Origin of the sequence: Pseudomonas salmasensis, assembly GCF_014268375.2 — a bacterium.
Classification (GTDB): domain Bacteria; phylum Pseudomonadota; class Gammaproteobacteria; order Pseudomonadales; family Pseudomonadaceae; genus Aquipseudomonas; species Aquipseudomonas salmasensis.
The window spans coordinates 6,060,814-6,082,932 of the sequence record NZ_CP077083.1 but is presented as its reverse complement, the minus strand read 5'-3'; the positions used below and the strand labels follow the sequence as shown (position 1 = coordinate 6,082,932).

Annotated in this window: 18 protein-coding genes; 9 read left to right on the top strand and 9 right to left on the bottom strand. The window is 60.5% G+C overall.

All coding sequences use genetic code 11. The annotated features are described in order from the left end of the window. Complete coding sequence (locus HU731_RS27470) at positions 1-1,959, top strand: MacB family efflux pump subunit (RefSeq protein WP_186608260.1); 1,959 nt, start codon at positions 1-3, stop codon at positions 1,957-1,959. A gap of 46 nt (positions 1,960-2,005) precedes the next feature. Here the strand turns inward: HU731_RS27470 and HU731_RS27465 are convergent, their stop codons facing one another. After that, complete coding sequence (locus HU731_RS27465; protein WP_186608261.1) at positions 2,006-2,677, bottom strand: helix-turn-helix transcriptional regulator; 672 nt, start codon at positions 2,675-2,677, stop codon at positions 2,006-2,008. Positions 2,678-2,906: 229 nt separating this feature from the next. Then, positions 2,907-4,151: a methionine gamma-lyase gene (locus tag HU731_RS27460; RefSeq protein ID WP_186608262.1), complete on the bottom strand. Its 1,245-nt coding sequence runs from the start codon at positions 4,149-4,151 to the stop codon at positions 2,907-2,909. A 123-nt stretch (positions 4,152-4,274) separates the two neighbouring features. Here HU731_RS27460 and HU731_RS27455 point away from each other — a divergent pair, with 123 nt between their 5' ends. Continuing rightward, positions 4,275-4,745: an Lrp/AsnC family transcriptional regulator gene (locus HU731_RS27455; protein ID WP_138763507.1), complete on the top strand. Its 471-nt coding sequence runs from the start codon at positions 4,275-4,277 to the stop codon at positions 4,743-4,745. 543 nt (positions 4,746-5,288) lie between these two features. On the opposite strand, the gene HU731_RS27450 is transcribed toward HU731_RS27455, so the two are convergent. Then, positions 5,289-6,719 carry an aminotransferase-like domain-containing protein gene (locus HU731_RS27450; protein ID WP_186608263.1) on the bottom strand — a complete coding sequence of 477 codons (1,431 nt, stop codon included), beginning with the start codon at positions 6,717-6,719 and terminating at the stop codon, positions 5,289-5,291. Positions 6,720-6,877: 158 nt separating this feature from the next. On the opposite strand from HU731_RS27450, the gene HU731_RS27445 reads away from it, so the two are divergent. The 5 genes from HU731_RS27445 to HU731_RS27425 all read left to right on the top strand — a co-directional run bounded on the left by HU731_RS27445 (position 6,878) and on the right by HU731_RS27425 (position 11,075). After that, a complete protein-coding gene (locus HU731_RS27445; RefSeq protein ID WP_032892249.1) occupies positions 6,878-7,060 on the top strand; it encodes a rubredoxin in 183 nt (60 codons plus the stop codon). Positions 7,061-7,087: 27 nt separating this feature from the next. After that, on the top strand, positions 7,088-7,957 hold the full coding sequence (locus tag HU731_RS27440) for a sugar phosphate isomerase/epimerase family protein (RefSeq protein ID WP_186608264.1): 870 nt from the start codon (positions 7,088-7,090) through the stop codon (positions 7,955-7,957). 69 nt (positions 7,958-8,026) lie between these two features. Then, entirely contained in the window at positions 8,027-8,659 is a 633-nt protein-coding gene (locus HU731_RS27435) for a LysE family translocator (RefSeq protein WP_032892247.1), read from the top strand. Between the two features lie 79 nt (positions 8,660-8,738). After that, entirely contained in the window at positions 8,739-9,797 is a 1,059-nt protein-coding gene (locus tag HU731_RS27430) for a diguanylate cyclase (RefSeq protein WP_186608265.1), read from the top strand. 48 nt (positions 9,798-9,845) lie between these two features. Then, on the top strand, positions 9,846-11,075 hold the full coding sequence (locus HU731_RS27425) for a M20/M25/M40 family metallo-hydrolase (protein WP_186608266.1): 1,230 nt from the start codon (positions 9,846-9,848) through the stop codon (positions 11,073-11,075). Between the two features lie 198 nt (positions 11,076-11,273). Here HU731_RS27425 and HU731_RS27420 read toward each other — a convergent pair whose 3' ends face one another. Continuing rightward, positions 11,274-11,633 carry a hypothetical protein gene (locus HU731_RS27420; protein ID WP_186608267.1) on the bottom strand — a complete coding sequence of 120 codons (360 nt, stop codon included), beginning with the start codon at positions 11,631-11,633 and terminating at the stop codon, positions 11,274-11,276. A 2-nt stretch (positions 11,634-11,635) separates the two neighbouring features. After that, positions 11,636-16,429, bottom strand: a complete 4,794-nt coding sequence (locus HU731_RS27415) for an RHS repeat-associated core domain-containing protein (protein WP_217894825.1) — start codon at positions 16,427-16,429, stop codon at positions 11,636-11,638. A 273-nt stretch (positions 16,430-16,702) separates the two neighbouring features. Here HU731_RS27415 and HU731_RS27410 point away from each other — a divergent pair, with 273 nt between their 5' ends. Next, positions 16,703-17,788, top strand: a complete 1,086-nt coding sequence (locus HU731_RS27410; protein ID WP_186606190.1) for a DUF1615 domain-containing protein — start codon at positions 16,703-16,705, stop codon at positions 17,786-17,788. Here the strand turns inward: HU731_RS27410 and HU731_RS27405 are convergent, their stop codons facing one another. Continuing rightward, positions 17,789-18,583: a DUF4349 domain-containing protein gene (locus HU731_RS27405; protein WP_186606191.1), complete on the bottom strand. Its 795-nt coding sequence runs from the start codon at positions 18,581-18,583 to the stop codon at positions 17,789-17,791. It lies immediately after the preceding gene. 157 nt (positions 18,584-18,740) lie between these two features. Between HU731_RS27405 and HU731_RS27400 the strand changes: the two genes are divergently transcribed. Continuing rightward, complete coding sequence (locus tag HU731_RS27400) at positions 18,741-19,160, top strand: PaaI family thioesterase (protein ID WP_186606192.1); 420 nt, start codon at positions 18,741-18,743, stop codon at positions 19,158-19,160. A gap of 294 nt (positions 19,161-19,454) precedes the next feature. On the opposite strand, the gene HU731_RS27395 is transcribed toward HU731_RS27400, so the two are convergent. The 3 genes from HU731_RS27395 to HU731_RS27385 are packed head-to-tail and all read right to left on the bottom strand — an operon-like array spanning position 19,455 to position 22,037. Beyond that, a complete protein-coding gene (locus HU731_RS27395) occupies positions 19,455-20,636 on the bottom strand; it encodes an acetyl-CoA C-acetyltransferase (RefSeq protein ID WP_186606193.1) in 1,182 nt (393 codons plus the stop codon). Between the two features lie 11 nt (positions 20,637-20,647). Next, positions 20,648-21,307, bottom strand: coding sequence for a CoA transferase subunit B (locus HU731_RS27390; RefSeq protein WP_003190327.1), 660 nt, complete (start codon positions 21,305-21,307; stop codon positions 20,648-20,650). A gap of 31 nt (positions 21,308-21,338) precedes the next feature. After that, positions 21,339-22,037, bottom strand: coding sequence for a CoA transferase subunit A (locus HU731_RS27385; protein ID WP_038449701.1), 699 nt, complete (start codon positions 22,035-22,037; stop codon positions 21,339-21,341). Positions 22,038-22,119 lie beyond the last annotated feature (82 nt).

Below are 22,119 nucleotides of genomic sequence, written 5' to 3'. Positions count from 1 at the left end.
ATGAGCCAGCCTCTGTTGGAACTCAAGGGCATCACCCGCAGCTTCATGGCCGGCGAGCGTGAATTCATTGCGCTCAAGGGCATCGACCTGAGCATCCATGCCGGGGAAATGCTGGCGATTATCGGCGCCTCCGGTTCGGGTAAATCGACCCTGATGAACATCCTCGGTGGCCTGGATTACGCCACCGCCGGCAGCTACAAGATCAACGGCATCGAAACCCGCTCCCTAGGCGATGAGCAACTGGCGGAGCTGCGGCGTGATTACTTCGGGTTTATCTTCCAGCGTTACCATTTGCTCGCGCACCTGAGCGCTTTGCATAACGTGGAAATGCCGGCGATCTACGCCGGCACCCCGCAAAGCCAGCGCCATAGCCGCGCCGGGGAACTGCTGGCACGCCTGGGCCTGTCGGGCCACACCAGCCACCGGCCCAGCCAGCTGTCCGGCGGGCAACAGCAGCGAGTGAGTATTGCGCGGGCGTTGATGAACGGCGGCGAAGTGATCCTGGCCGACGAACCCACCGGCGCGCTCGACACCCACAGCGGCAAGGAGGTGATGCGTATCCTCGCCGAGCTGCATGCGGCGGGGCACACGGTGATTATCGTCACCCACGACCCCAAGGTCGCGGCGAACGCCCAGCGCATTGTCGAGGTGTGCGACGGCGAGATCATCAGCGACAAGGCCAACGACAGCGTCGGCCTGGAATTGCCCGTAGAGGCGCCGGTCGAACCCCGGCGCAGCGGGGCGCGGCGCCTGGTGGCGAGCCTGGGGTTGTTCAAGGAAGCGTTCAATATGGCCTGGGTGGCGCTGATCTCCCACCGCATGCGCACCTTGCTGACCATGCTCGGGATTGTCATCGGCATCACCTCGGTGGTGTCGATTTCGGCCATCGGCGAAGGGGCCAAGCGCTATGTGCTCAAGGACATCCAGGCCATTGGCAGCAACACCATCGATATCTTTTCCGGCACCAGTTTTGGCGACAGTCGCGCCTCGGCCATCGAGACCTTGATGCCCTCGGATGTGGAGGCGCTGAACCAGCTGTATTACGTCGACAGCGCCACGCCGGTGGTGGGGCGCAACCTGTTGTTGCGCTACGGCAATATCGACCTGGATGCCCAGGTCAATGGCGTGAGCGATCGCTACTTCAAGGTCAAGGGCCTCAAGCTTGAAGCCGGCATTGCCTTCAGCGAAAGCGATGCACGGCGCCAGGCCCAGGTGGTGGTGATCGACCACAATACCCGCCAGCGCCTGTTCGGGCCCAACATCGACCCGTTGGGCCAGGTGATCCTGATAGGCAACCTGCCGTGCACGGTGATTGGGGTGACGGCGGACAATAAAAACATGTTCGCCGCCAGCAAGGCCCTGAACGTGTGGGTGCCCTATGAAACCGCGGCGGGGCGTCTGCTGGGCCAGCGTCATCTGGACAGCATCACCGTGCGCATCAAGGACGGCCAGCCGAGCAAGGTGGTGGAGGACAACGTCAATAAGCTCATGCTGCAACGCCACGGCACCAAGGATTTTTTCACCAACAACCTCGACAGCATCATGCAGACGGTACAGAAAACCAGCCGCTCCCTGGCGCTGCTGCTGTCATTGATTGCGGTGATTTCTTTGCTGGTGGGCGGTATTGGCGTGATGAATATCATGTTGGTGTCGGTCACCGAGCGCACCCGTGAAATCGGGATTCGCATGGCGGTGGGGGCGCGGCAGTCGGATATTCGTCAGCAGTTTCTGGTGGAGGCGGTGATGGTGTGCCTGATCGGCGGGATCATCGGGATTTCGTTGTCCTACGCCATCGGCTATCTGTTTTCGCTGTTTGTGAAGGAGTGGGAGATGGTGTTTTCGGTGGGCTCGATCATTACCGCGTTTGCCTGTTCGACGTTGATCGGCATTGTGTTCGGTTTTGTACCGGCGCGGAATGCGGCGCGGTTGGACCCGATAGAAGCACTGGCCCGGGACTGATCTGTGGGAGCTGGCTTGCCTGCTCCCACAGGGATTTTTGCTGGGCTTATAGGGCCGTGTCAGACTCGGTCGAGTACATCCAGCGCAACAACGAATGCCGCCCGCTGATCCCCAATTTGATCGCCGCACGCTTGAGGTAGCTCTCGATGGTGTTGACCTTCAACGCCAGTTGTTCGGCCAGCTCCGGTGCAGTGCGCCCGGCCAGCAGGCCTACGCACACTTGCAGTTCACGGTTGGACAGGGTAAGCCCCGATTGCACCAGGCGCTCCTGGATACGTCGGCGCAAGGTGTCGATGCCCTGGTGTTGCGGCTCTGCCGATGGGCTGTCCGGGAGCGATGGCTGCAGCGCGGTGATGTGTTTTTCCACCATGGGCAGCAACAGCGTGGAGAAGTCCTGCAGCATGCTGCGTTCTTGCGCGGAGAAACTTTCGGACGGGTGCGAGCGGTACACCGACAGTACATAGCGCACATCGTCCTTGCGGCGCGTGAGATGCAGTTGTGCGGCCAGTTGCTCGCTACCCAGGGCCGCGACCGAATCGGTGTACACCGGGCTGATCTTGCGGCGGCCAAGGCCTTCGCGGCTGACCTGCAACTGGGTGATATGGGTGGCGTCCACTGCCAGTTGGGTGAGGATCAGGTCATGCAGCATACGTGGGAAATGGCGGCTGCCGGTGCTGGCGATGACCTTGCCTATCTGTGGGAACAGGTGTGCGTTCATCAATTCGTCCATGAGTTTCGTGCAGGTATCGGGCCTTATAGCGACGGGGGTTAAGAAGGTAACTAATGTGAATAACCTGCAGTGATAGTGCGTCCCGCCGCTGACATGCTAGTACAGGCTGGCTAAAGGAGGGGGATCCAATCTGCGAAAAAAAACATTAAACAGACAGAACGGCGGCCGGATCCTTCCGACCGCCGCCCAGGCACCGCATAACCCGTGGGGTTGGGCGCTATTTCATCGCATACGCTGCTGTTGCGGCAGGCCGCAGGTTGGCAGCGCTGCACTTGGCCAGGGCTTGTTGGATATCGGCCAGCAGGTCGGCGACGTCTTCCAGCCCCACCGACAAACGCACCAGCCCCTCGCTGATACCGTGCTGCGCCCGTTGCTCGGGGGTGTAGGTGGAGTGGGTCATGCTCGCCGGGTGTTGGGCCAGTGATTCGGCATCCCCCAGGCTGACCGCGCGGGTGAACAGTTGCAGCGCGTTCATGAAGCGCTGGCCGGTCTCGATGCCACCCTTGAGTTCAAAGGCGATCATGCCGCCGGGCAGTTTCATTTGCCGGTTTGCCAGTTCGTACTGTGGGAAAGAACGCAGCCCCGGGTAGGTCACCCACTGCACGGCCGGGTGTGCCTGCAACGCCTCGGCCACCGCCTGGGCGTTGCTGCAATGGCGGTCCATGCGCAGGCCCAGGGTCTTGAGGCCGCGCATCAACAACGCGGCGTCCTGGGGGGACATCACCGCGCCGGTCAGGTCCTTGAGTCCTTGCAGGCGAATGCGCTGCGCCAGGGCCTGGTTGCTCACCGCGATGCCTGCGGTGATGTCGCCGTGGCCGCTGAGGTATTTGGTGGCCGAGTGCACCACCACATCGGCGCCCAGTTCCAGGGGGCGTTGCAGGTAGGGGGTGCAGTAAGTGTTATCGACCACCACGGTGACATTCGGCTGTTGATGAGCCAACTCGGCCACGGCGGCAATGTCGATCAGGCGCAGGTTGGGGTTGGCCGGGGTTTCGCAGTAGAGCATGCGGGTGGCCGGGGAGAAGGCTGCTTGCAGGGCGGCCAGGTCGGTCAGGTCGACATGCCGCACCTTGATGCCGAATTCGCCCAGGCCATGGTGCAACAGGGCGAAGGTACAACCATAGAGCGTCTGGCTGACGATGATCTCGTCGCCCGGGCGCAACAGGGTCCAGAACGTCGCGGCAATTGCGCCCATGCCAGAGCTGAACGCTACGGCGGCCTCGCCGTTTTCCAGGCTGGCCATGCGTGATTCCAGCAGGGCCAGGGTGGGGTTGGATATGCGTGTATAGAAATGGCCGCTGGCTTCGCCGGCAAAGCAGGCGGCGCCGTATTCGACGGTGGGGAAGGCGAAGGTGGCAGACAGGTAGATGGGCGGGACGAGGGCGCCGTGGTGGTCAACGGGGTCATAGCCGTGGTGGATGGCACGGGTAGAAAAGCCGAAGCTGGTGTGTTTAGTGTGCATGTCGGGCGCTCCTTATTTCCTACAATGCTATGCTCATAACCACAGATGAACCTTGCTAAAAAGCCCGGAAAAACCTGCGTTTGTGGATCAAACACCGATAAAAATAATGATTAGAGGCACGTTATGCCCATCAAGCTGGACCGCACGGATAAAGCTCTTTTAAACGCGTTGCAAGGCAATGCCCGCCTGACCGTGGCCGAGTTGGCCGAGCGGGTGGCCCTCACCACGTCACCCTGCTGGCGCCGGGTGCGCACCCTGGAGGAGAGCGGGGTGATCAGTGGCTATCAGGCGATCCTTTCTCCCAAGGCGCTGGGTTATGGGGTGACTGCGTTTGTCAGCATCATGATGGAGAGCCACACCCAGGAAATCGCCCGGGCGTTCGAGCAGCGGCTGTTGGCGATTCCGGAGGTTGTGGCGTGCCATAACGTTTCGGGGCGCTATGACTTTTTGCTTGAGGTGGTGGCCAAGGACCTGGAGTCGTTTGGTGAGTTTGCCAGGGAGGTTTTGCAGACGTTGCCTTGCGTCAAGGAGATTTATTCGAGTTTTTCGTACAAGTCGGTGCGGCCGTTGCGGGTGATTCCGTTGCCGGGTTGACGGGGGGCTTACGGCGTCTTACCTACTGACACCCCCGCGATCCAGCTGTGGGAGCTGGCTTGCCTGCGATGACGGCCTGACAGCCGGGCCATATCTACCTGACACCCTACGATCCAACTGTGGGAGCGGGCTTGCTCGCGAAGGCGGCCTTCTGGTCGACTATTTGGTTGGGTTGGAATGAGTACATATCCATTTCTGCGGCAACGGCCACTTAGGGTTCCGCCCTGACGGCGGCTCACTTTTGAAAAGCGCAAAAGTAAGCAAAACGCTCTTGCCCCACCACTCGGCACCTCGCTTGGGCTCGGTGTGCCCGAACGCAGGCTTGAATCCGTGGGCCGCCGCCACGCGCCATCCATGGCGCGGGGCGGCTAACCCGGCGTCCTGCCGGGTTACCCACGAATTCAAGCCTGCGTTCGGCCAGCGTGGTTTAACGGGGCGCCTGAGATCAAGATCAAAAGCAGATCAAAAGCAGATCAAGAGCGGCTCGCTTCGCATCGTGGTTACCGGCAGATCAAGAGCTACTCGCTTCGCATCGTGGTTAGGTTAGGTTGGGGGGCTTTTGCTTTTTTGGGCGACACCGTGCAGCAACAGCGCCTCGAACACTCGCTGCACGCGTGGTTCGTCGCTGTGTGCCACATTGAAACGCATTGAGTCGCGGTGGGACGGGTCGTAGCCAAACAGGGCGCCGGGGGCCAGTACCATGCTGCGTTTCAGGGCTTCCTGGGCCAGGAGTTCGCCATTGACGCCGGGCGGCAGGCGTGCCCAGATGAACATCCCGCCTTCATACGCCATGGGCAGTTCGCACCCGCAGCGCTTGAGCCATTGTTCGACGCGCCCTCCGGCTTCCATCAGGCGCTGCACCATGCGTTTGCGGTGCTTGGCGTAGCTGCCTTCGCTGAGCATGCGGTAGACGATCTGTTCGAACAGTTCGGAGGTGACGCCACCGCTCATCAATTTCATGTTGGTCAGGTTGGCGGCCAGTTGCGGGGCGGCGACGACGTAGCTGACGCGGGTGTTGGCACTCAGGATCTTTGAGAAACCCGACAGGTAGGTGACCTGGTCCAGCCCGGCGACGGCGGCCAGGCGTGGGGGCGGGTTGGGGTGCAGGTCGCCGTAGAGGTCGTCTTCGACGATGTGGCACTGATACTGCTGGGTCAGTTGCAACAGGCGGAACGCTTGGCTCGGGCTGAAGGAGTGGCCGGTGGGGTTGTGCAACACGCTGGTGGTCAGGTACAGGCTGGGGCGGTGTTCGGCCAGCAGCTGTTCGAGGGCGGTGAAGTCAAAGCCGTCGGGGCGGCGGGCAATGGTGATGACCTTGACGCCGTGCAGCGCCAGGTTGGCGTGGAAGTTGAAGTAGCACGGTGCGTCGAGCAGCACCGTGTCGCCGGGGCGGGCGAGCAGGCGCATGAGCATGTCCAGGCCCTGCACGGTATTGGGCGTGGTGATGATTTGTTCCACCGGCACCGACAAGCCTTCGCCGTGCAGTTTCTGTTGCAGCGCCTGGCGCAACGGCAACAGCCCCGCCGGTGTGCCCAGCCCGGCGATGCGCAGTGACGGCGCACGCACTACGCTGCGCATGGCTTGGCGGATCGCTTCGCCATTGAGCCAGTCCTCCGGCAAGTGCCCGCCACCGGGGCGCAGTTCGCCACTGGCGGTGGCCAACGGGCGGCGCAAAACGCTGAGCAGGTCTTGGGGCAACAGGTCCACCCAGGTCGCCGAGGCTGGGCGGGTGCTGTCCATCGCCACGAAGTAGCCGCGGCCTTGGCTTGAGGTGAGCAGGTGGCGACCGCGCAGGCGGTCCAGTGCCTCGTTGAGGGTGAACTTGCTGACGCCGAGGATCTGGGTCAGTTCGCGCACGGATGGCAGTTTGCTGCCCGGTGCCCATTCGCCATTTTCGATGGCGTGGCTGAACGCCTCGACGATCTGCTGGACCTTGGGCGTGCCCTCTACAAAAGCGATGGCGGATACAAACATGACGCGTCCTTGTGTTTGCCGGTGCTTTTACCGGTGAAGTTAGGCCGAATTAGGCATTACTTTACCTGCCTTGCGCAATGCCACTCCCCTAGACTGCGCGGCATCTCGCCAGGAGATGGCGAAATTTCCTACACCTAAGCAATGGATTTTGCATTTCCATGAAGACTTATATGTGCGCACCCTGCGGTTTTATGTACGTAGAAGAACTGGGTATTCCGGAGGACGGAATTCCCGCAGGCACCCCTTGGGAAGAGGTGCCTGAAGACTGGGCATGCCCGGATTGCGGCGTGACCAAGGCCGATTTCATGGCCATCAACCTCCCTGAGCTTCAAGAAGCCTGACACGCCATCCACGAAAGGAATCGTCCCATGGACAGCAAACTGATCAACGCCACCGTCCCGTTCTGCACCGGTGTGGCCCACCAGAAATACCTGGGCGCCGAAAAGGGCCTGCAAACCGCCATCGAAGGTGACTGCACCCACTGGTACATCGACGGCAGCCTGTTTGGCGAAATGGTCGATGACTGGACCGACGCGCGTATTGAAAGCCTGCAGGCGCAAATCGCGGCCACGGGGGTCAAGCCGGTTTTCCACGGCAACTTCAAGGCGCCGTTGGGCAGTGATGTCGAGGCCTTCCGTAGCGCGGCCGTGGAGTACGTGAAGAAGGAAATCGACATCGCCAGCCGCCTGGGCGCGCCGTTGATCATTCACGGGGGTTGCATCGTCGAGCCGAAAATGGTGCTGATGGCCAAGAAGGTTGCCCTGGAGCATTACCTCAAGTCGGTGCAGGAACTGGCGTTGTACGCCGAGGCCAAGGGCACGGATATCTACCTGGAAAACCTGTCCAACTACGTCAACTATCGGCCATTCCATTACATCTTCACCCATGAAGCGGAATACGCCTTTGTGTTCGAGCGCCTGCAAGCCCACAGCAATGTGTACTTCTTCCTCGATGCCGGCCACGCCAACATCGAGAACGGCCTGCCGGCAGAAGTGGTGCGCAAGTACCACCACCTGATCAAGGGCATTTCCTTCAGCAACAACAACGGTGTGCAAGACCAGCACTTCGGCATCCATGACGGTAACTGCGATTACGCTGATGTGCTGCAGGCTATTGTCGAGACCAACTGGAAGGGCTTGGTCGCGTTTGAAACCCGCAACCAGACTGCCAAGGCCGCCCTGGCTGACCTGGCAGTGATGTACCGCGACTCCCTGACCACCGAAATCGCCGTCGCCTGATCGGCCTGGGGCGAGCGCTGGCCGCGTTCGCCCCGTTGCTGCTGTTTCTCTTTATTCAAGGTGCTGGCCATGACAAGTGCGTTAACCCTGTCTTCATTTCTCTACTTCCTGTTGTTCTGCGCCACCATGACCTTCAGCCCGGGCCCCATGACCCTGCTGTTGCTCAGCCTGGGCTTGAAGGACGGCTTGCGCAGCTCGATCCCGGCGCAGGTCGGCGCCAGTGTGTCGTACCTGATTTCGATCCTGATCTTTGCCGTCGGCTTCTCGGAGTTGATCAAAGGCAACCTTGCCATTACCCAGACCATCCAGTTTGTCGGGGTGGCCTACATTCTTTACCTGGCCTACAAGCAGTGGACCAGCAGTGGCGTGTCGATCAACAACGCCGGCACGGTTGAGGGCGCGCGCAGCCTGTTCGGCAAAGGGCTGTTGACCGGGTTTTCCAACCCCAAGACCATCATCATGTTCAGCGCCGTGTTCCCGCAGTTTGCCGGCGCCGGTGAACACAGCTCGGCGGCGGATATCGCCATCCTCGGCCTGACTTTCCTGCTGCTGCAATTTGCCAGCGGCTGCCTGTATTGCTATTTCGGCCAGCGCATCAAGCACGTGCTGGAAAACCCCAAGCGGCGCGTGCTGTTGCAGCGGATCACAGCCGTGTTGCTGCTGGGCGTCGCCTTGATGCTGGCGCGCGGGTTTTCGCACTGAAGTATTAGCCAATAAGCGGTAGTGGCGATTTGACGTTGCCCTGTTAGACTCCAGGCAATCACCCAGGACTGCCCCCACCATGCCAGCCGTCGGAGGAAAAGGACTTCCGCTCGCTTTGCGCTTGTACAAATCCCGCCTGCTGGGGCTGACGCTCGGCTTTGTGTGCGTGGCGTTCGGCATGTATCCGTTGAACCCGCCCCTGTGGGTGTGGGCCTGGATGCTGATCAACGCCTTCGCGTGGCCGCACCTGGCTTTTCAATGCTCGTTGCGTTCGGCCAATACCTTGCGCAGCGAACGCCGCAGCCTGTTGTTCGATTCCTTTTGCGGTGGGTTCTGGGTTGGCGCGATGCATTTCAACCCGCTGCCCAGCGTCACCACCCTGTCGATGATGAGCATGAACAACGTCGCCATCGGCGGGCCGCGCTTTTTGTTCGCGGGTTGGGCGGCGCAGGCATTGGGGCTGGGCACCGCGCTGCTGCTGTTCACGCCTGGGTTTATCGCTGTGACCACCCAGGCCCAGCTGTATGCCTGCCTGCCGATCCTGATGCTGTATCCCCTGGCCCTGGGCTGGATCTGCTACCGCCAGGCCGTCACCTTGGCTCGCCACAAGCGTGAGCTGCTGGCCTTGAGCCGCACCGACAGCCTGTCGGGCCTGCTCAACCACGGCGCCTGGAAAGACCACCTGGACCTTGAGTTTCAACGTTGCCGCCAAGGCCCGGCCGGTGCCGCCATCGCATTGATCGACATCGACCACTTCAAGACCATCAACGACACCTACGGCCATGTGACCGGCGATATCGTCCTGCGCCAACTGAGCAAGGTGCTGCGCCAGAACCTGCGCACCACCGACCTGGCCGGGCGTTATGGCGGCGATGAGTTCTGCGTGATCCTGCCAGGCATGCCCCTCAACCGTGCCACCGAGGTAATGGAGGCCCTGCGCGGTCGCTTCAACGCTTTGGCCTACGCCCAGGACCCGACACTGCGGGTGAGCCTGAGCATCGGCCTGGCGCCTTACCAGCCGAGCCATGCCGACTCCATCAGTTGGCTAAACGATGCCGACCAGGCGCTGTACGAGGCCAAGAGCAGCGGGCGCAACCGGGTCAGTTCGGTTCAGGGCAGTTGGTTGCGGTCAGTTTAGTGGGGTAGGGTGGCGGGGCACCCTCCAACAAAAAACAAGGATCGGTCCATGCTCTTCTCCTTCCCGCAAACCCTGTTGGCCGCTACCCTGGCCCTGTCTTTCAGCCTGCCGGCCTACAGCGCCGAGCCTCATAAACAGATCCAGCAACAGGCCGAACAATACAAGGCCGAAGCCTTGAAACTGCTGGAGCGCCTGGTGAATATCGATTCCGGCTCAGGCTACGAGCCGGGCCTGACCCAAGTGCGCGATATCGCCGTGGATGAGTTGAAACAGTTGGGCTTCGACATCGAACTGGTGCCGGATAAAGCCGCCAACAACAGCCATGTGGTTGCCACCCTCAAAGGCACCGGCAAGGCCAAGATCCTGCTGATGGCGCATATGGATACCGTATTCAAGGAAGGCTCGGCTGCCGAGCGCCCCTTCCACATCAAGGACGGCCGCGCCTACGGCCCCGGCGTGATGGATGACAAGGGCGGCATCGTCGCGGGCATCTATGCGCTCAAAGTCCTCAAAAGCCAGGGTTTCAAGGACTACGCGCAGATCACCTTCCTGCTCGACGCCAGCGAAGAAACTGGGTCCGACGCTGCCTCCGAACTGATCCGTAAAACCGCCAAGGGCCACGACGTGACCCTGAACCTGGAGCCCGGTCGTCCCGCCGACGGCCTGGTGGTATGGCGCAAAGGCAGCGCCACCGCCGTGGTCGAAGTCAAAGGCAAGGCCGCCCATGCCGGCGTCGCCCCGGAACTGGGACGCAACGCCGCCATGGAAGCCGCGCACCAGATCCTGCAACTGGGCAAGCTGGGCGATGAAGACAAGAAAACCACCATCAACTTCACCGTGCTCAAGGCTGGTGACCGCACCAACGTCATCCCTGACCAGGCTACCGCCAAGGCCGACGTGCGTGCGGCCCTGCCGGAAGAGTTCGACCGGATCGAGAAAGACCTGGCGCGGGTCTCAGCCAACAAATTGATCCCGGAAACCGAAGTGAAAACCAGCCTGCAGCGTGGCCTGCCACCGATGCCGCAGACCGCCGAGTCGGATAAGTTGGTAGCGATTGCCCAGGGAATTTATGGCGAACTGGGACGCAAGTTGACCATCGAAGGCAGCGGCGGCGCGGCAGATGCGAGCTTGTCCGCCGGGGTAGGCACGCCGACGTTGGATGGGTTTGGGATAGTGGGGGGCAATATTCACACGTCGGAGGAATATGCCGAGGTGGAAAGTGTGGCGCCACGGGTTTATTTGTTGAGTCGGATGATTATGGAGCTTTCCAAGCGCTGATCAGATCGAACGAGGCGGGTTTGAATGTGGGAGGAATGCCAGCCAGGTAAACGCAGATCCCCTGTGGGAGCGGGCTTGCTCGCGAAGGCGGTGTGTCAGTTGCTGCATGTGTTACTGCAGTACCGCTTTCGCAGGCAAGCCAGCTCCCACATTTGGGCTTTGTTGATTTGAGCGTTGTGTTCGCTTGGTTTTGTCGGATTACTTATCTGTTGTCGCTTCAGCGTGATAACGAATTAGACATTCAAGCAATGTTTTCATAAAGGCTCTGTTGTCGATGATTTCATCTTCAAAGTAAGTGTCGAAAAGGTAGAAGACAGAGTCGAAATTTTCGTCGGTTAAAAGATAATGTTTAATGGTTTCTATGAACCAACTCTGCTCCTCTGGCGTATACGTGTAAAACTCTGGCTTGGTTAAAGCATCGAAAAGCTCTGTAAGCTCTCTTGGATTGTTAATGTTTTTTGACGCTATGATTTCTTCTCTTTCGAGATTTCGGGTGTTTTCGATGCAGTAGGTAAATAACAATCCTTTAAGTATTGATAGCTGTGGTTGTCTTTTCATGTTTAAAAGTCCGTATAAGCAGTAATGGGTTTTCCGTCTTCATTCAAATGCACAAAGGCTTTTCTCTGTTTTCCATATTCTAATCTCTCCCTTTTATACCCTTCGCCTATCACCTTTCCCATATCCATTGGTGCAGGAACCGCTGCTCGGCCATTGAGTTTGAAAATTAAAATTGCCCGGTCAATTGCATTTAACTGGTCTCTATGACTCAGGAAGTGTGTGGCGGCGCTCGGAGGTCTTGGCTGTCCGGATCTCCTGCCTCTTCCGAACGTTTCTATTTCCCCGGTGGTCGGATTCCTGGCTGTCATCACTCGCTCTAGCTGAGACTCTAGTGATGTCTGAGCTCCGTGTTTTTCTAAAAAGTGTGCCCCTGGAATTGACGCTTCAAGCTCTGATAATCGCCGATGGGCATTTGATTCTGCTAGCTCATCAATTCTCGCCTGCCGCTGCGCACGGGTCAGTTGCGGTAGGGCCGGTTCTCCATGATTGACACTTGCCGCAGGGTTTTGGGCGCTAGTACTGGGTTTACACCCGTCACTGCCTGGGCATGAATTCAGGCCCAGCGGGTCTACCCAACCTGTCGGATTGGGCACATACCTGTACCCATTGATCCCACCCGCCAGCTTCACCGGATCCGGTGTCAGGTAGCGACCAATATCCGGATTGTAGTAGCGATGGAGGTTGTAGTGCAGGCCGCTTTCCGCATCGAAATACTGCCCTTGAAAGCGCAGCGGATTGTCGATTTTGCCCACGTCGAGCCGGGCGATCTGGCCGTAGGCGCGGTAGTGGGCGGACCAGGCGATTTCTCCCTCGGGGCTGGTGAGTTCCTGCGGGGTGCCGAGGTGGTCGAGTTGGTAGTGGTAGGGCTTGGTTTCTTTTGGGCCGAAACCTTCCAATAGTGCCAATGGGCGGAAGCTGTCGGGTTCGTAGAGGTAACTGCGATGACGCTCTGCATGGTGCTCGGCAATCAGCTTGTCGCCTTGCCAGAAAAACTCCGTGGTCTTGCCTTCGACGGTTTTGCTTATGCGCCGCCCAAATGGGTCATAGCGATAGCTGGCGGTTTGGCCGTTCGGCTTTGTGATGCTGATTAACCGATGCTGGCAGTCGTAGCGGTATTCGGTGATGAGTTGCTGGCCTTTGCCGCGCCGCTCACGAATCAAGTTGCCGAAGGCGTCGTAGTCGTAGTGGCGGTCGCCTTGGATTATCAGGCGGTTGGCCGCGACGATGTCCGGGCCGGGGCGGTCTTGCATCAGCAGGTTGCCGGCCGGGTTGTGGCCGAAGCGTTCCTGTACGTCTTGGGAGTGGTCGGCGCGGGTCAGGCGGGCGAGGGGGTCGTAGTGGTAGCGGTGTTCGCCTTTGCGGGTGTCGAGCAGGCGGGCGAGGTTGCCGGCTTTGTCGTAGTCGTATTGGCGTTGGTAGAGGTGGTTTTGTTGCTGGGTGACCGCGTGGGCGTGCAGGCGGTGTTGGTCGTCGTAGTGGTAGTGGCTGAGCAGTTGGCCTTGCTGGCGCTGGTGTTCGCGGCCGCTGTTGAATAGATGTGAGGTGAGCACGTCACCATTGAGTTCGACGGTGGCGAGGTGGCCGCCTTTGTCGTGGTTGAAAGTGACGCGGTTGTTGTCTGGCAGGCACAGGTTTTTCAGTTGACCGCAGGCGTCGTAGCCGTAACGCAGGGTGCCCCAGCCTTGGTGTTCGGCGGTGAGGCGGTTTTGGCGGTCGTACTCGTAGGCCAGCGCCCAGTGGCCGTCTTCGACGCTGAGGAGGTTACCTTGGCGGTCGTAGGCATAGTCGACAACGTTGCTGTCGGGCAGGGTTTTTCGTACGAGGCGCCCGGCGTGGTCGCGCTGGTAGCGGGTGATTAATTGGCTGCCATCGTCGCCGTATTCGGTTTTCTCCAGCAGGTTGCCGTTGAGGTCGTAGGCATACGCGGTGCGCTGGCCGTCGAAGCCGGTTTCCTGGCGGATCAGGCCGTTGGGGTGGTAGTCGAGTTGGTAGGTTTCGCCGGCTTCGTTTTCGATCTCGGTGAGCAGCAGCCGCACGTTGTCGTAGCGGTACTTGACCTGGGTGCCGTCGGCGTTGAGGCGGCGGCTGATCAGGTGCAGGCCATCTGCGTATTCGTAGCGGGTGACGTGGCCGAGTTCGTCGCGTTCGGCGATGATTTTGCCGTAGGGGTTGTAGCTGAATTTTCGTGTGGCGCCGCCTGGCAACACAAGGCGAATCAGCCTACCGACGCTGTCCCATTCATAAACGGTCTGTGCGCCGTGTTCATCCTCACAGGCAACTTGCCGCCCCAAGTCGTCATAGCGATAACGCCTGATCCCACCATTGGGCAATTGCTCTTCAAGCAACTGCCCACGCTCGTTCCACACCAGCCGATGACAACTGCTGTCCGGGTACCAAATCCCCGTCAGTTGCCCATGTTTGTTGTAGCTGTAGTCAGTCGAATGGCCATCGGGGTCAGTCTTGCGAATGACATCGCCCTGGTCATTACGCTCATATTTCCAGACTGCTTCACCACGCCGTACAACCCGTACGAACCCATTGTCATGCTCGTAGGACGTTGGCTCATCATCCCCCGGAAACAGCGCCACCAAACGTCCGGTATCGTCATACTGATAGGCCGTCACCGCGCCCATCGGATCTTGCTCGACGGTCAGCCGGCCCTTGGCATCGTAGGATTTGTAATGCTGAGCGCCGTCCGGATCGATGCGCTGCACCAGCCGAGCACGGTCGTCATGGACATAGACTTCCTGGCTACCATCGGCGTTATGCACCGTGACACGCCCGTCATCACCCCAGGCATAACGCGTGTCCATCTGCGAAAAACTTGCCCAATGCCGCACGCAACGCGCCGCCTTGCCAGCGTGTTCCCATTCCCAAAAGAAACTCGCCCCACCGGCCAGTTGGCGTTCAAGAATGACGTGCTGATCGTCATACCGATAACGTTCGCTTTCCCCGACAGCATTGGTCGCGCAGACCAGTCGTCCGTGTTCGTCATAGGCGTAGGAAACAACGTTCTGTTCGGTCTCCCACACGTAGGGCTCTCGCCCTTTGGCGCGATGCACCTGGTAGTCCACCGCGACGATGCGATCCAACTCATAACGCAACAGCAGCGAACGGCCAGCACCGTTATCCAGCCGCTCAATCCGCCCTGAGTGATCACGGCAAAGGCGCAGCCGGTTGTCATACGCATCGCTGATGGTTGTCAGCACACCATCGCGGAAGTGATAGAAACGCGAGGCCTGGGCCAGCACCAGTTCATCAGGAGCCGAACCCAAATAGATCGCCGCTTCGGCCAGGCTATTGGTGATCGCAGGTCGAGCGGCAGTCGGCAAGGGCAGGGCAGTCGAGCGGTTCTCATGGTCAGTCCACACCACCGAATCGCCCGACACCACCAGCCGATGGGCCAGCGCATGGCTCCAACCAAACCCCAACCCACAATCGACATCCACCGCACTGGTGCGGTACAAGCGCGTCCACTCAAACGGCAAGATCCCGTCCAGAGCGCCGTCGGTGAGGGTCAGCAGTTCCTCGCCGGTGACCATCGACACCGGGCAACCGTGAGTGACGGTTTTATCCGCAGGCGCCGCCGCATCTCCTTTGGGGTTTGAAGCCACAGCCGGCACATCATCGACAGGCTCTTGGCGGACCAACGTGGTGCGCTGGGCCTTGCCGCGCACCATCGGCACCGGGTTCGAAACCAGCGTGTCGCCAGCCTTCAACGGCACCACCGGGACCGCCTTGACCCGCGTCGCCGCACTGCTCAGCAACAACGGCTTGGCGGTCTCAACATGCGTCTCCAACCGAGGCCCAGAGACATGTTTGGCCAACACCTCCAACAACGCCCGCACCCGCCCGGATTTAACGTGACTGAGCACACGAGCCCCCAATCGCACCACCACGCCCATCGCACCCAACACGCGAATCAGCAGCAGATTGATCAGCACCTCACCGGTGATTTCACCCCACAGTTCAGCCATCTCCGGCGGCGGGAGCATGCGCATCCAACTGACCAGCGCCGATAGATAGATAAACAGCAGCGGCTCATCACTGAGCACCAACAAGCCCTGGGCGATCGCGTCACTGCCCAGTGTCAGCAGTTCGTCGAGCTCAGTTTGTGAAAGGTATTTCAGTAGCTTTTCGCTATTGGGCTTAAGGTCCGCCGGCAGCGCAGACAGCTCGCCAATGTTGTCCCACAGGCTATAAAGTGCCTTGCCCAACCCACTGGCAAAGGCCGCTTCCAGCAGGCGGCGTCGCTCAAGCGGGCGGGCGTCTGTGTAGTTTTTCCACTGGGCCTGGAAGGTGTCGGTCCACTCTTTGCGCAGCCGGGCTTCCAGCACGGCGATCACCGACTGGTAGGACGCATACAGCGCCTGGACGTGATCCTGGGAAACGTTGGGGTAAAAACTCACCCGGTATTGCTGGTTGCGATCACACTCGGTGATTTCGAGGATGCCACTGGGGCCGATGGTCTTATGGAGGGGCTCGCCCAGCGGGCCGCCGTGTGGATCAACGCGTTGCACCACCACCGGCGTGTTGCCGATGGGCACGAACTTGGTGCTCTGGAACATATGCACCAGGGTCAAGGTACCTGTAGCCTGGCACGTGGCGACGGTGCTGCTGGGGAACAGGGAACGATTGATCGGTGCAACCAGTGCGACGTCATCGCCGACCTTGAATACCTGTTCGACGTCCAGTGCCGAGAAGCTCCAGAAGCGTTCGGCCCACTCGTCAAAGGTGTTCAAGCACTCGCGAAAGTCACGGAAGACGCCCTCGACGTCGACCGTTTCCGCGTTCATTGGCGTCAGCGCCAACCTGCCAATGGCCGGGTTCAAGTGGCGGCCCCGTCAACCGCACGCGTCACGAAAAAAACCATCTGCACTCCCTCGCACTGTTTGATCAGGCGAGGGACTTTGCAGCGGTTTGCGAGGGCGAGGAGTAGAGCTTATCCGGCAGTGGTGTGGGATGTTTCAGTTACTGCCAGGCACGGGGTTCGGCATGCCGACGAACCCCGGTTAGACTTACCTGTCGATATCAGCACTGCCCGGCCTGTCGTTAACCAAGGAAGCCCCATGTATTCAACGCGTCTGCTGCTCTGCCTCATTCCTTTGCTGGTACTGGCCGGTTGCTCCACTTCCCGTGGCCCCCAGCAGCCCGAGCGCAGTGAAGCCGAGGTGAAGGCGCAGATCGTGCGCCTGCTGCCGGCCAAGGTCGCGGACCGTAACGGTTGGGCCCAGGACATCTATACCGCGTTCGACACCCAGAAAATCTACCCCAGCACCGAAAACATCTGTGCGGTACTGGCGGTGACCGAGCAAGAGTCCACCTATCAGGTCGACCCGCCGGTGCCCGGTATGGGCAAGATCGCCCAGGATGAAATTCTGCGCCGCGCCGGCAAGGTGCATGTGCCCGCCTTCGTGGTGCGCAGCGCCTTGCAGTTGCGCTCGCCCACCGGCAAAACCTACGCCGACCGTTTGAATGCCGCCCGTACGGAGAGGGATTTGAGCGGCATCTTCGATGACTTCATCAGCATGGTGCCCCTGGGCAATACGCTGTTTGGCGGGTTCAACCCGGTACACACCGCAGGCCCCATGCAGGTCAGTATCGACTTTGCGCAGAAACAGGCGCGGGGTTATCCCTACACGGTGGACGGTACGATTCGCCGCGAAGTATTCACCCGTCGCGGCGGCATGTACTTCGGCATCGCCCACCTGCTCGGTTACCCGGTGAGCTACGACCAGCCGCTGTACCGCTTTGCCGACTTCAATGCCGGTTGGTACGCCAGCCGCAATGCCGCGTTCCAGGCCGCGGTCAGCCGTGTTTCGGGCAAAGAGCTGGCGCTGGATGGGGATTTGATCCGCTATGGCTCCTTGCTGCCCGGCACTACCGAGCTGGCGGTGCGTTCACTGGGGGCGAAACTGGACATGCGCAACCCGAGCATACGCAGCCAACTGGAGCAGGGCGAGCAGTTGGATTTCGAGGACACCACGTTGTACAAGCGTGTCTTCGCCTTGGCCGACCAGGCGGCCGGCAAGCCGCTGCCACGGGCGATCCTGCCGGGTATTGTGCTCAAGAGCCCGAAGATCACCCGTAACCTGACCACGGCCTGGTTTGCCAAGCGTGTGGATGAGCGCTATCAGCGCTGCATGAAGCGCTGATCAACCGCGGCGTTTGACGAAACGGCGCCACAAGCCGACCCACAACCACACCACCGGGAACGCCAGGATCACGAAGGGCAGCACATAGCTGGCACGTTCCAGGGCGTCTGCGGTGCCGTTCACCAGGTTGTCTCCCAGGTTGCTGAACATCCGGGTGAACCTTGACACCTGGTTGGCGCCGTCGGAGGAGCGGAAGTTCAAGGTCACGCGGTTGGTGTCGAGGCGGCGTTGCTGGCCGGCGGCAACCTGGGCCAATTCCTGCAGCTCGTTTTCAATACCGGCTTGCTCTTTGCTCAGGACGATCAGGTCGCTGACGGTGATGTCCTTGCGCTTGGCCAGTTCGTCGAGGCGTTGCTGCTGGGCTTGCAGACGGTCCTGGCGACGGCGCACATCCGCCACGGCATCGGCCATGTCCTCGGCAGTGGTGATGCGCTGGCCGAGCTTACCGCCTTCGGCCGCCAGGGCGACCATCGGCTCCACACCGGTGGGCGCGACCCGCAGGATGATCTGGCCACCCTGGCTGTCTTCAGTAATGCCCAGGATATTGCAGGCGCCAAAGCGCGCCGTTTCACACGCCTCGCGAGTGGCCTGCATGCGCGGCGAAAGCAGGGCACCGGGCAGGGCCAGGGTCAATTCATGTTCATAAGCCAGTTGTGCCCCGGCCTTGCCCTGTTCGCCATTGATGACGGTGGCGCGAGAGTGGTCCTTGGGGGAACAACCGGCCAAGGCCAGGCCGGCGAGCAAGAGCAACAGCGGCGCGCGAAGCGGGTGGGAGTTGCCGTCCAGGTGGCGCATGGCGTTTCCTTGAAATGTGTAGGAGAAATTGGCCGAGATTAAAGCGGGTCTGGCCCATTAACGCAAAGCATTGCCCGGGATTTGCCCGGCTGATGGTGGTGGCTGCCGGGTCGAGGCTGGAGTACATCTCAAGCCTCATACCAGGGAAGCAACCGCCATGAGCGCTCAGACCGTCCCCCAAGGCTTTGTCCCATTGCCGCGCAGCAGCCCGTTGCTGGAACTGCTCGGCCCGGCGTATTGCCGTGGCGAAGGTTTGCAATTGGAAGTCGGCCTGCGCGCCGATCATCGTCACGCCAACGGGCGCGGTACGGTGCACGGCGGGGTGCTGGCGACGCTGGCCGATATCGGCATGGGGTACGCGATGGCGTTTTCCAGTGAGCCGCCATTGCCGTTGATTACCGCCAGCATGACCGTGGATTACCTGGGCGCTGTGCAGGTAGGGGAGTGGATGGTGGTGCGTTTGGAAAGCCATAAGCGCGGACGGCAGATGGCGTTTGCCACGTTGAGTTTGCAGGTGGAGGAGCGGGTGGTGCTGCGGGCGAGCGGGGTGTTCGCGGTGCCGCAAGCTGACAGGTAGTGAGATCAAATGTGGGAGCTGGCTTGCCTGCGATAGCGGTCTATCAGTCAGATCGTTGCTAACTGACACACCGCTATCGCAGGCAAGCCAGCTCCCACATTTTGACCGAGTTGATTCAGGGGTATCGATAAAAGAAAAGGCCTGGCTTTTCGTGGAGCCGGGCCTTTTCTGTGTTGCTCGTTATGTTTCACCTGTAGGAGCGAGCTTGCTCGCGAAGCACTCACAGGCAACAGGTTCTATCAGGAGCGCTGCGTTATCGTTGACGTTTTTCGCGAGCAAGCTCGCTCCTACAGGTCAGTTGCGCTCGAGCGCCAGGGCTACGCCTTGGCCGCCGCCGATGCACAGCGTTGCCAAGCCTTTCTTGGCGTCGCGCTTGATCATTTCATGCAGCAGGGTCACCAGCACGCGGCAGCCTGAAGCACCAATAGGGTGGCCGATGGCGATGGCGCCGCCGTTGACGTTGACCTTTTGCGCGTCCCATTCCAGCTCTTTGCCCACTGCCAGGGATTGCGCGGCGAAGGCTTCGTTGGCTTCGATCAGGTCCAGGTCGCCCAGGCTCCAGCCGGCCTTGTCCAGGCAGCGGCGGGTGGCCGAGACCGGGCCGATGCCCATGATGGCCGGGTCGACGCCCGCGTTGGCGTAGCTGGCGATACGCGCCAGTACGGGCAGGCCGAGAGCCTTGGCTTTGTCGGCGCTCATCAGCAGCACGGCCGCGGCGCCGTCGTTCAGGCTGGAGGCGTTGCCGGCGGTGACGCTGCCGTCTTTCTTGAACGCAGGCTTGAGCTTGGCCAGGGATTCGGCGGTAGTGCCGGCGCGGGGTTGTTCGTCCACCGCGAAGGCCACCGGGTCGCCTTTGCGCTGGGGGATCAGGATCGGTGTGATCTCATCGGCAAAGCGCCCGGCTTCGATAGCGGCGGCGGCTTTCTGCTGGGAGGCGGCGGCAAAGGCGTCCTGGGCTTCGCGGCTGATGCCGTATTTGTCCACCAGGTTCTCGGCGGTGATGCCCATGTGGTAATCGTTGAACGCATCCCACAGGCCGTCGGTGATCATGCTGTCGATCATCTTCGCATGGCCCATGCGCAAACCGGTGCGCGCAGCAGGCAATACGTACGGGGCCAGGCTCATGTTCTCCATGCCACCGGCAATGATCACCTCGGCGTCGCCGCAACGAATGGCTTGGGCGCCCAGGTGCAGAGCCTTGAGGCCCGAACCGCAGACCTTGTTCAGGGTCAGGCTCGGCACGGCGTGGGGCAGGCCGGCGAGGATCGAAGCCTGGCGTGCCGGGTTCTGGCCGCTGCCTGCGGTGAGCACCTGGCCGAGGATCACTTCATCCACTTGCGCCGGGTCCAGGCCGGTCTGCTCCAGCAGGCGACGGATCACGGCGGCGCCCAGTTCAGGAGCCGGAATATTCGCCAGCGAACCTTGGAAGCTGCCCACGGCGGTGCGGGTGGCAGCAACAATCACGACGTCTTGCATGGAATCTGTCCTCACTGGAAGTGCATTTCTGGAACGTGGTCCGGGACGATCAGTTTACCGGCGGTCTTGCTCACAATCTCTTCAACGCTGACGCCAGGTGCGCGTTCCTTGAGGACAAAAGCGCCATTTTCGATTTCCAGGTACGCCAGGTCCGTGAGCACACGCTTGATGCAGTTGGCACCGGTCAGCGGCAGGCTGCACTGGCTGAGCAACTTGGACTCACCGTCCTTGGACGCGTGAGTCATGATCACAATGATGTTTTCTGCGCCAGCCACCAGGTCCATGGCACCGCCCATGCCCTTGACCAGCTTGCCGGGGATCATCCAGGAGGCGATGTTGCCCTGTACGTCCACTTCGAATGCGCCCAGTACGGTGAGGTCGACATGCCCACCGCGAATCATCGCGAAGGACTCGGCGGAAGAGAAGATCGAGGCGCCGATGCGTGCGGTGACGGTCTGCTTGCCGGCGTTGATCATGTCGGCATCGATGGTGTCTTCGGTCGGGAACGGGCCCATGCCAAGCAGGCCGTTTTCCGATTGCAGCATCACTTCCATGCCGTCGGGGATGTAGTTGGCCACCAGGGTCGGAATGCCGATACCGAGGTTCACGTAGTAACCGTCCTGCATTTCGCGGGCAACGCGTTGAGCCATTTGTTCGCGGGTAAGCGCCATGATTGTTTCCTCTTATTGTTCTGGACGGGGATTATTTGCGGACGGTGCGCTGTTCAATGCGCTTTTCGAAGGTGCCGCAGATGATCCGGTCGACGTAGATGCCAGGGGTGTGGATCTGCGCCGGGTCCAGCTCGCCCGGTTCGACGATTTCCTCGACTTCGACCACGGTGATCTTGCCGGCGGTGGCGGCCAGCGGGTTGAAGTTCTGGGCGGTGTGACGGTAGATGACGTTGCCGAAGTGGTCGGCTTTCCAGCCTTTGACGATGGCAAAGTCGCCGGTGATGGACTCTTCCATCAGATACGGGCGACCCTTGAATTCGCGGGTTTCCTTGCCTTCGGCCACGGGGGTGCCGACGCCGGTGGCAGTGAAGAAGGCCGGAATGCCGGCGCCGCCTGCGCGCATTTTCTCTGCCAGGGTGCCTTGGGGCGTGAGCACCACCTCAATCTCGCCGCTGAGCAGTTGCTTCTCGAACAGGGCGTTTTCACCCACGTAGGAAGCGATCACTTTGCTGATCTGCTTCTGTTCCAGCAGCACACCCAGGCCAAAGCCATCGACGCCGCAGTTGTTGGAGACCACCGTCAGGTCACGGGTGCCTTTGCGCTTGATTTCGCCAATGAGGTTTTCCGGAATGCCACACAGGCCAAAACCACCGGAGAGTACGGTCATGCCGTCTTCCAGGCCTGCCAGTGCTTCTTCATAGGACGCCACGCGTTTATCGAAACCTGCCATATGCACCTCTTTTATTGTTTGTGGTCCAGCCAGTGAGTTGAGTGTTGCGCCAGTGGATTGATTTGTTAAGTTGTTTTTTAAG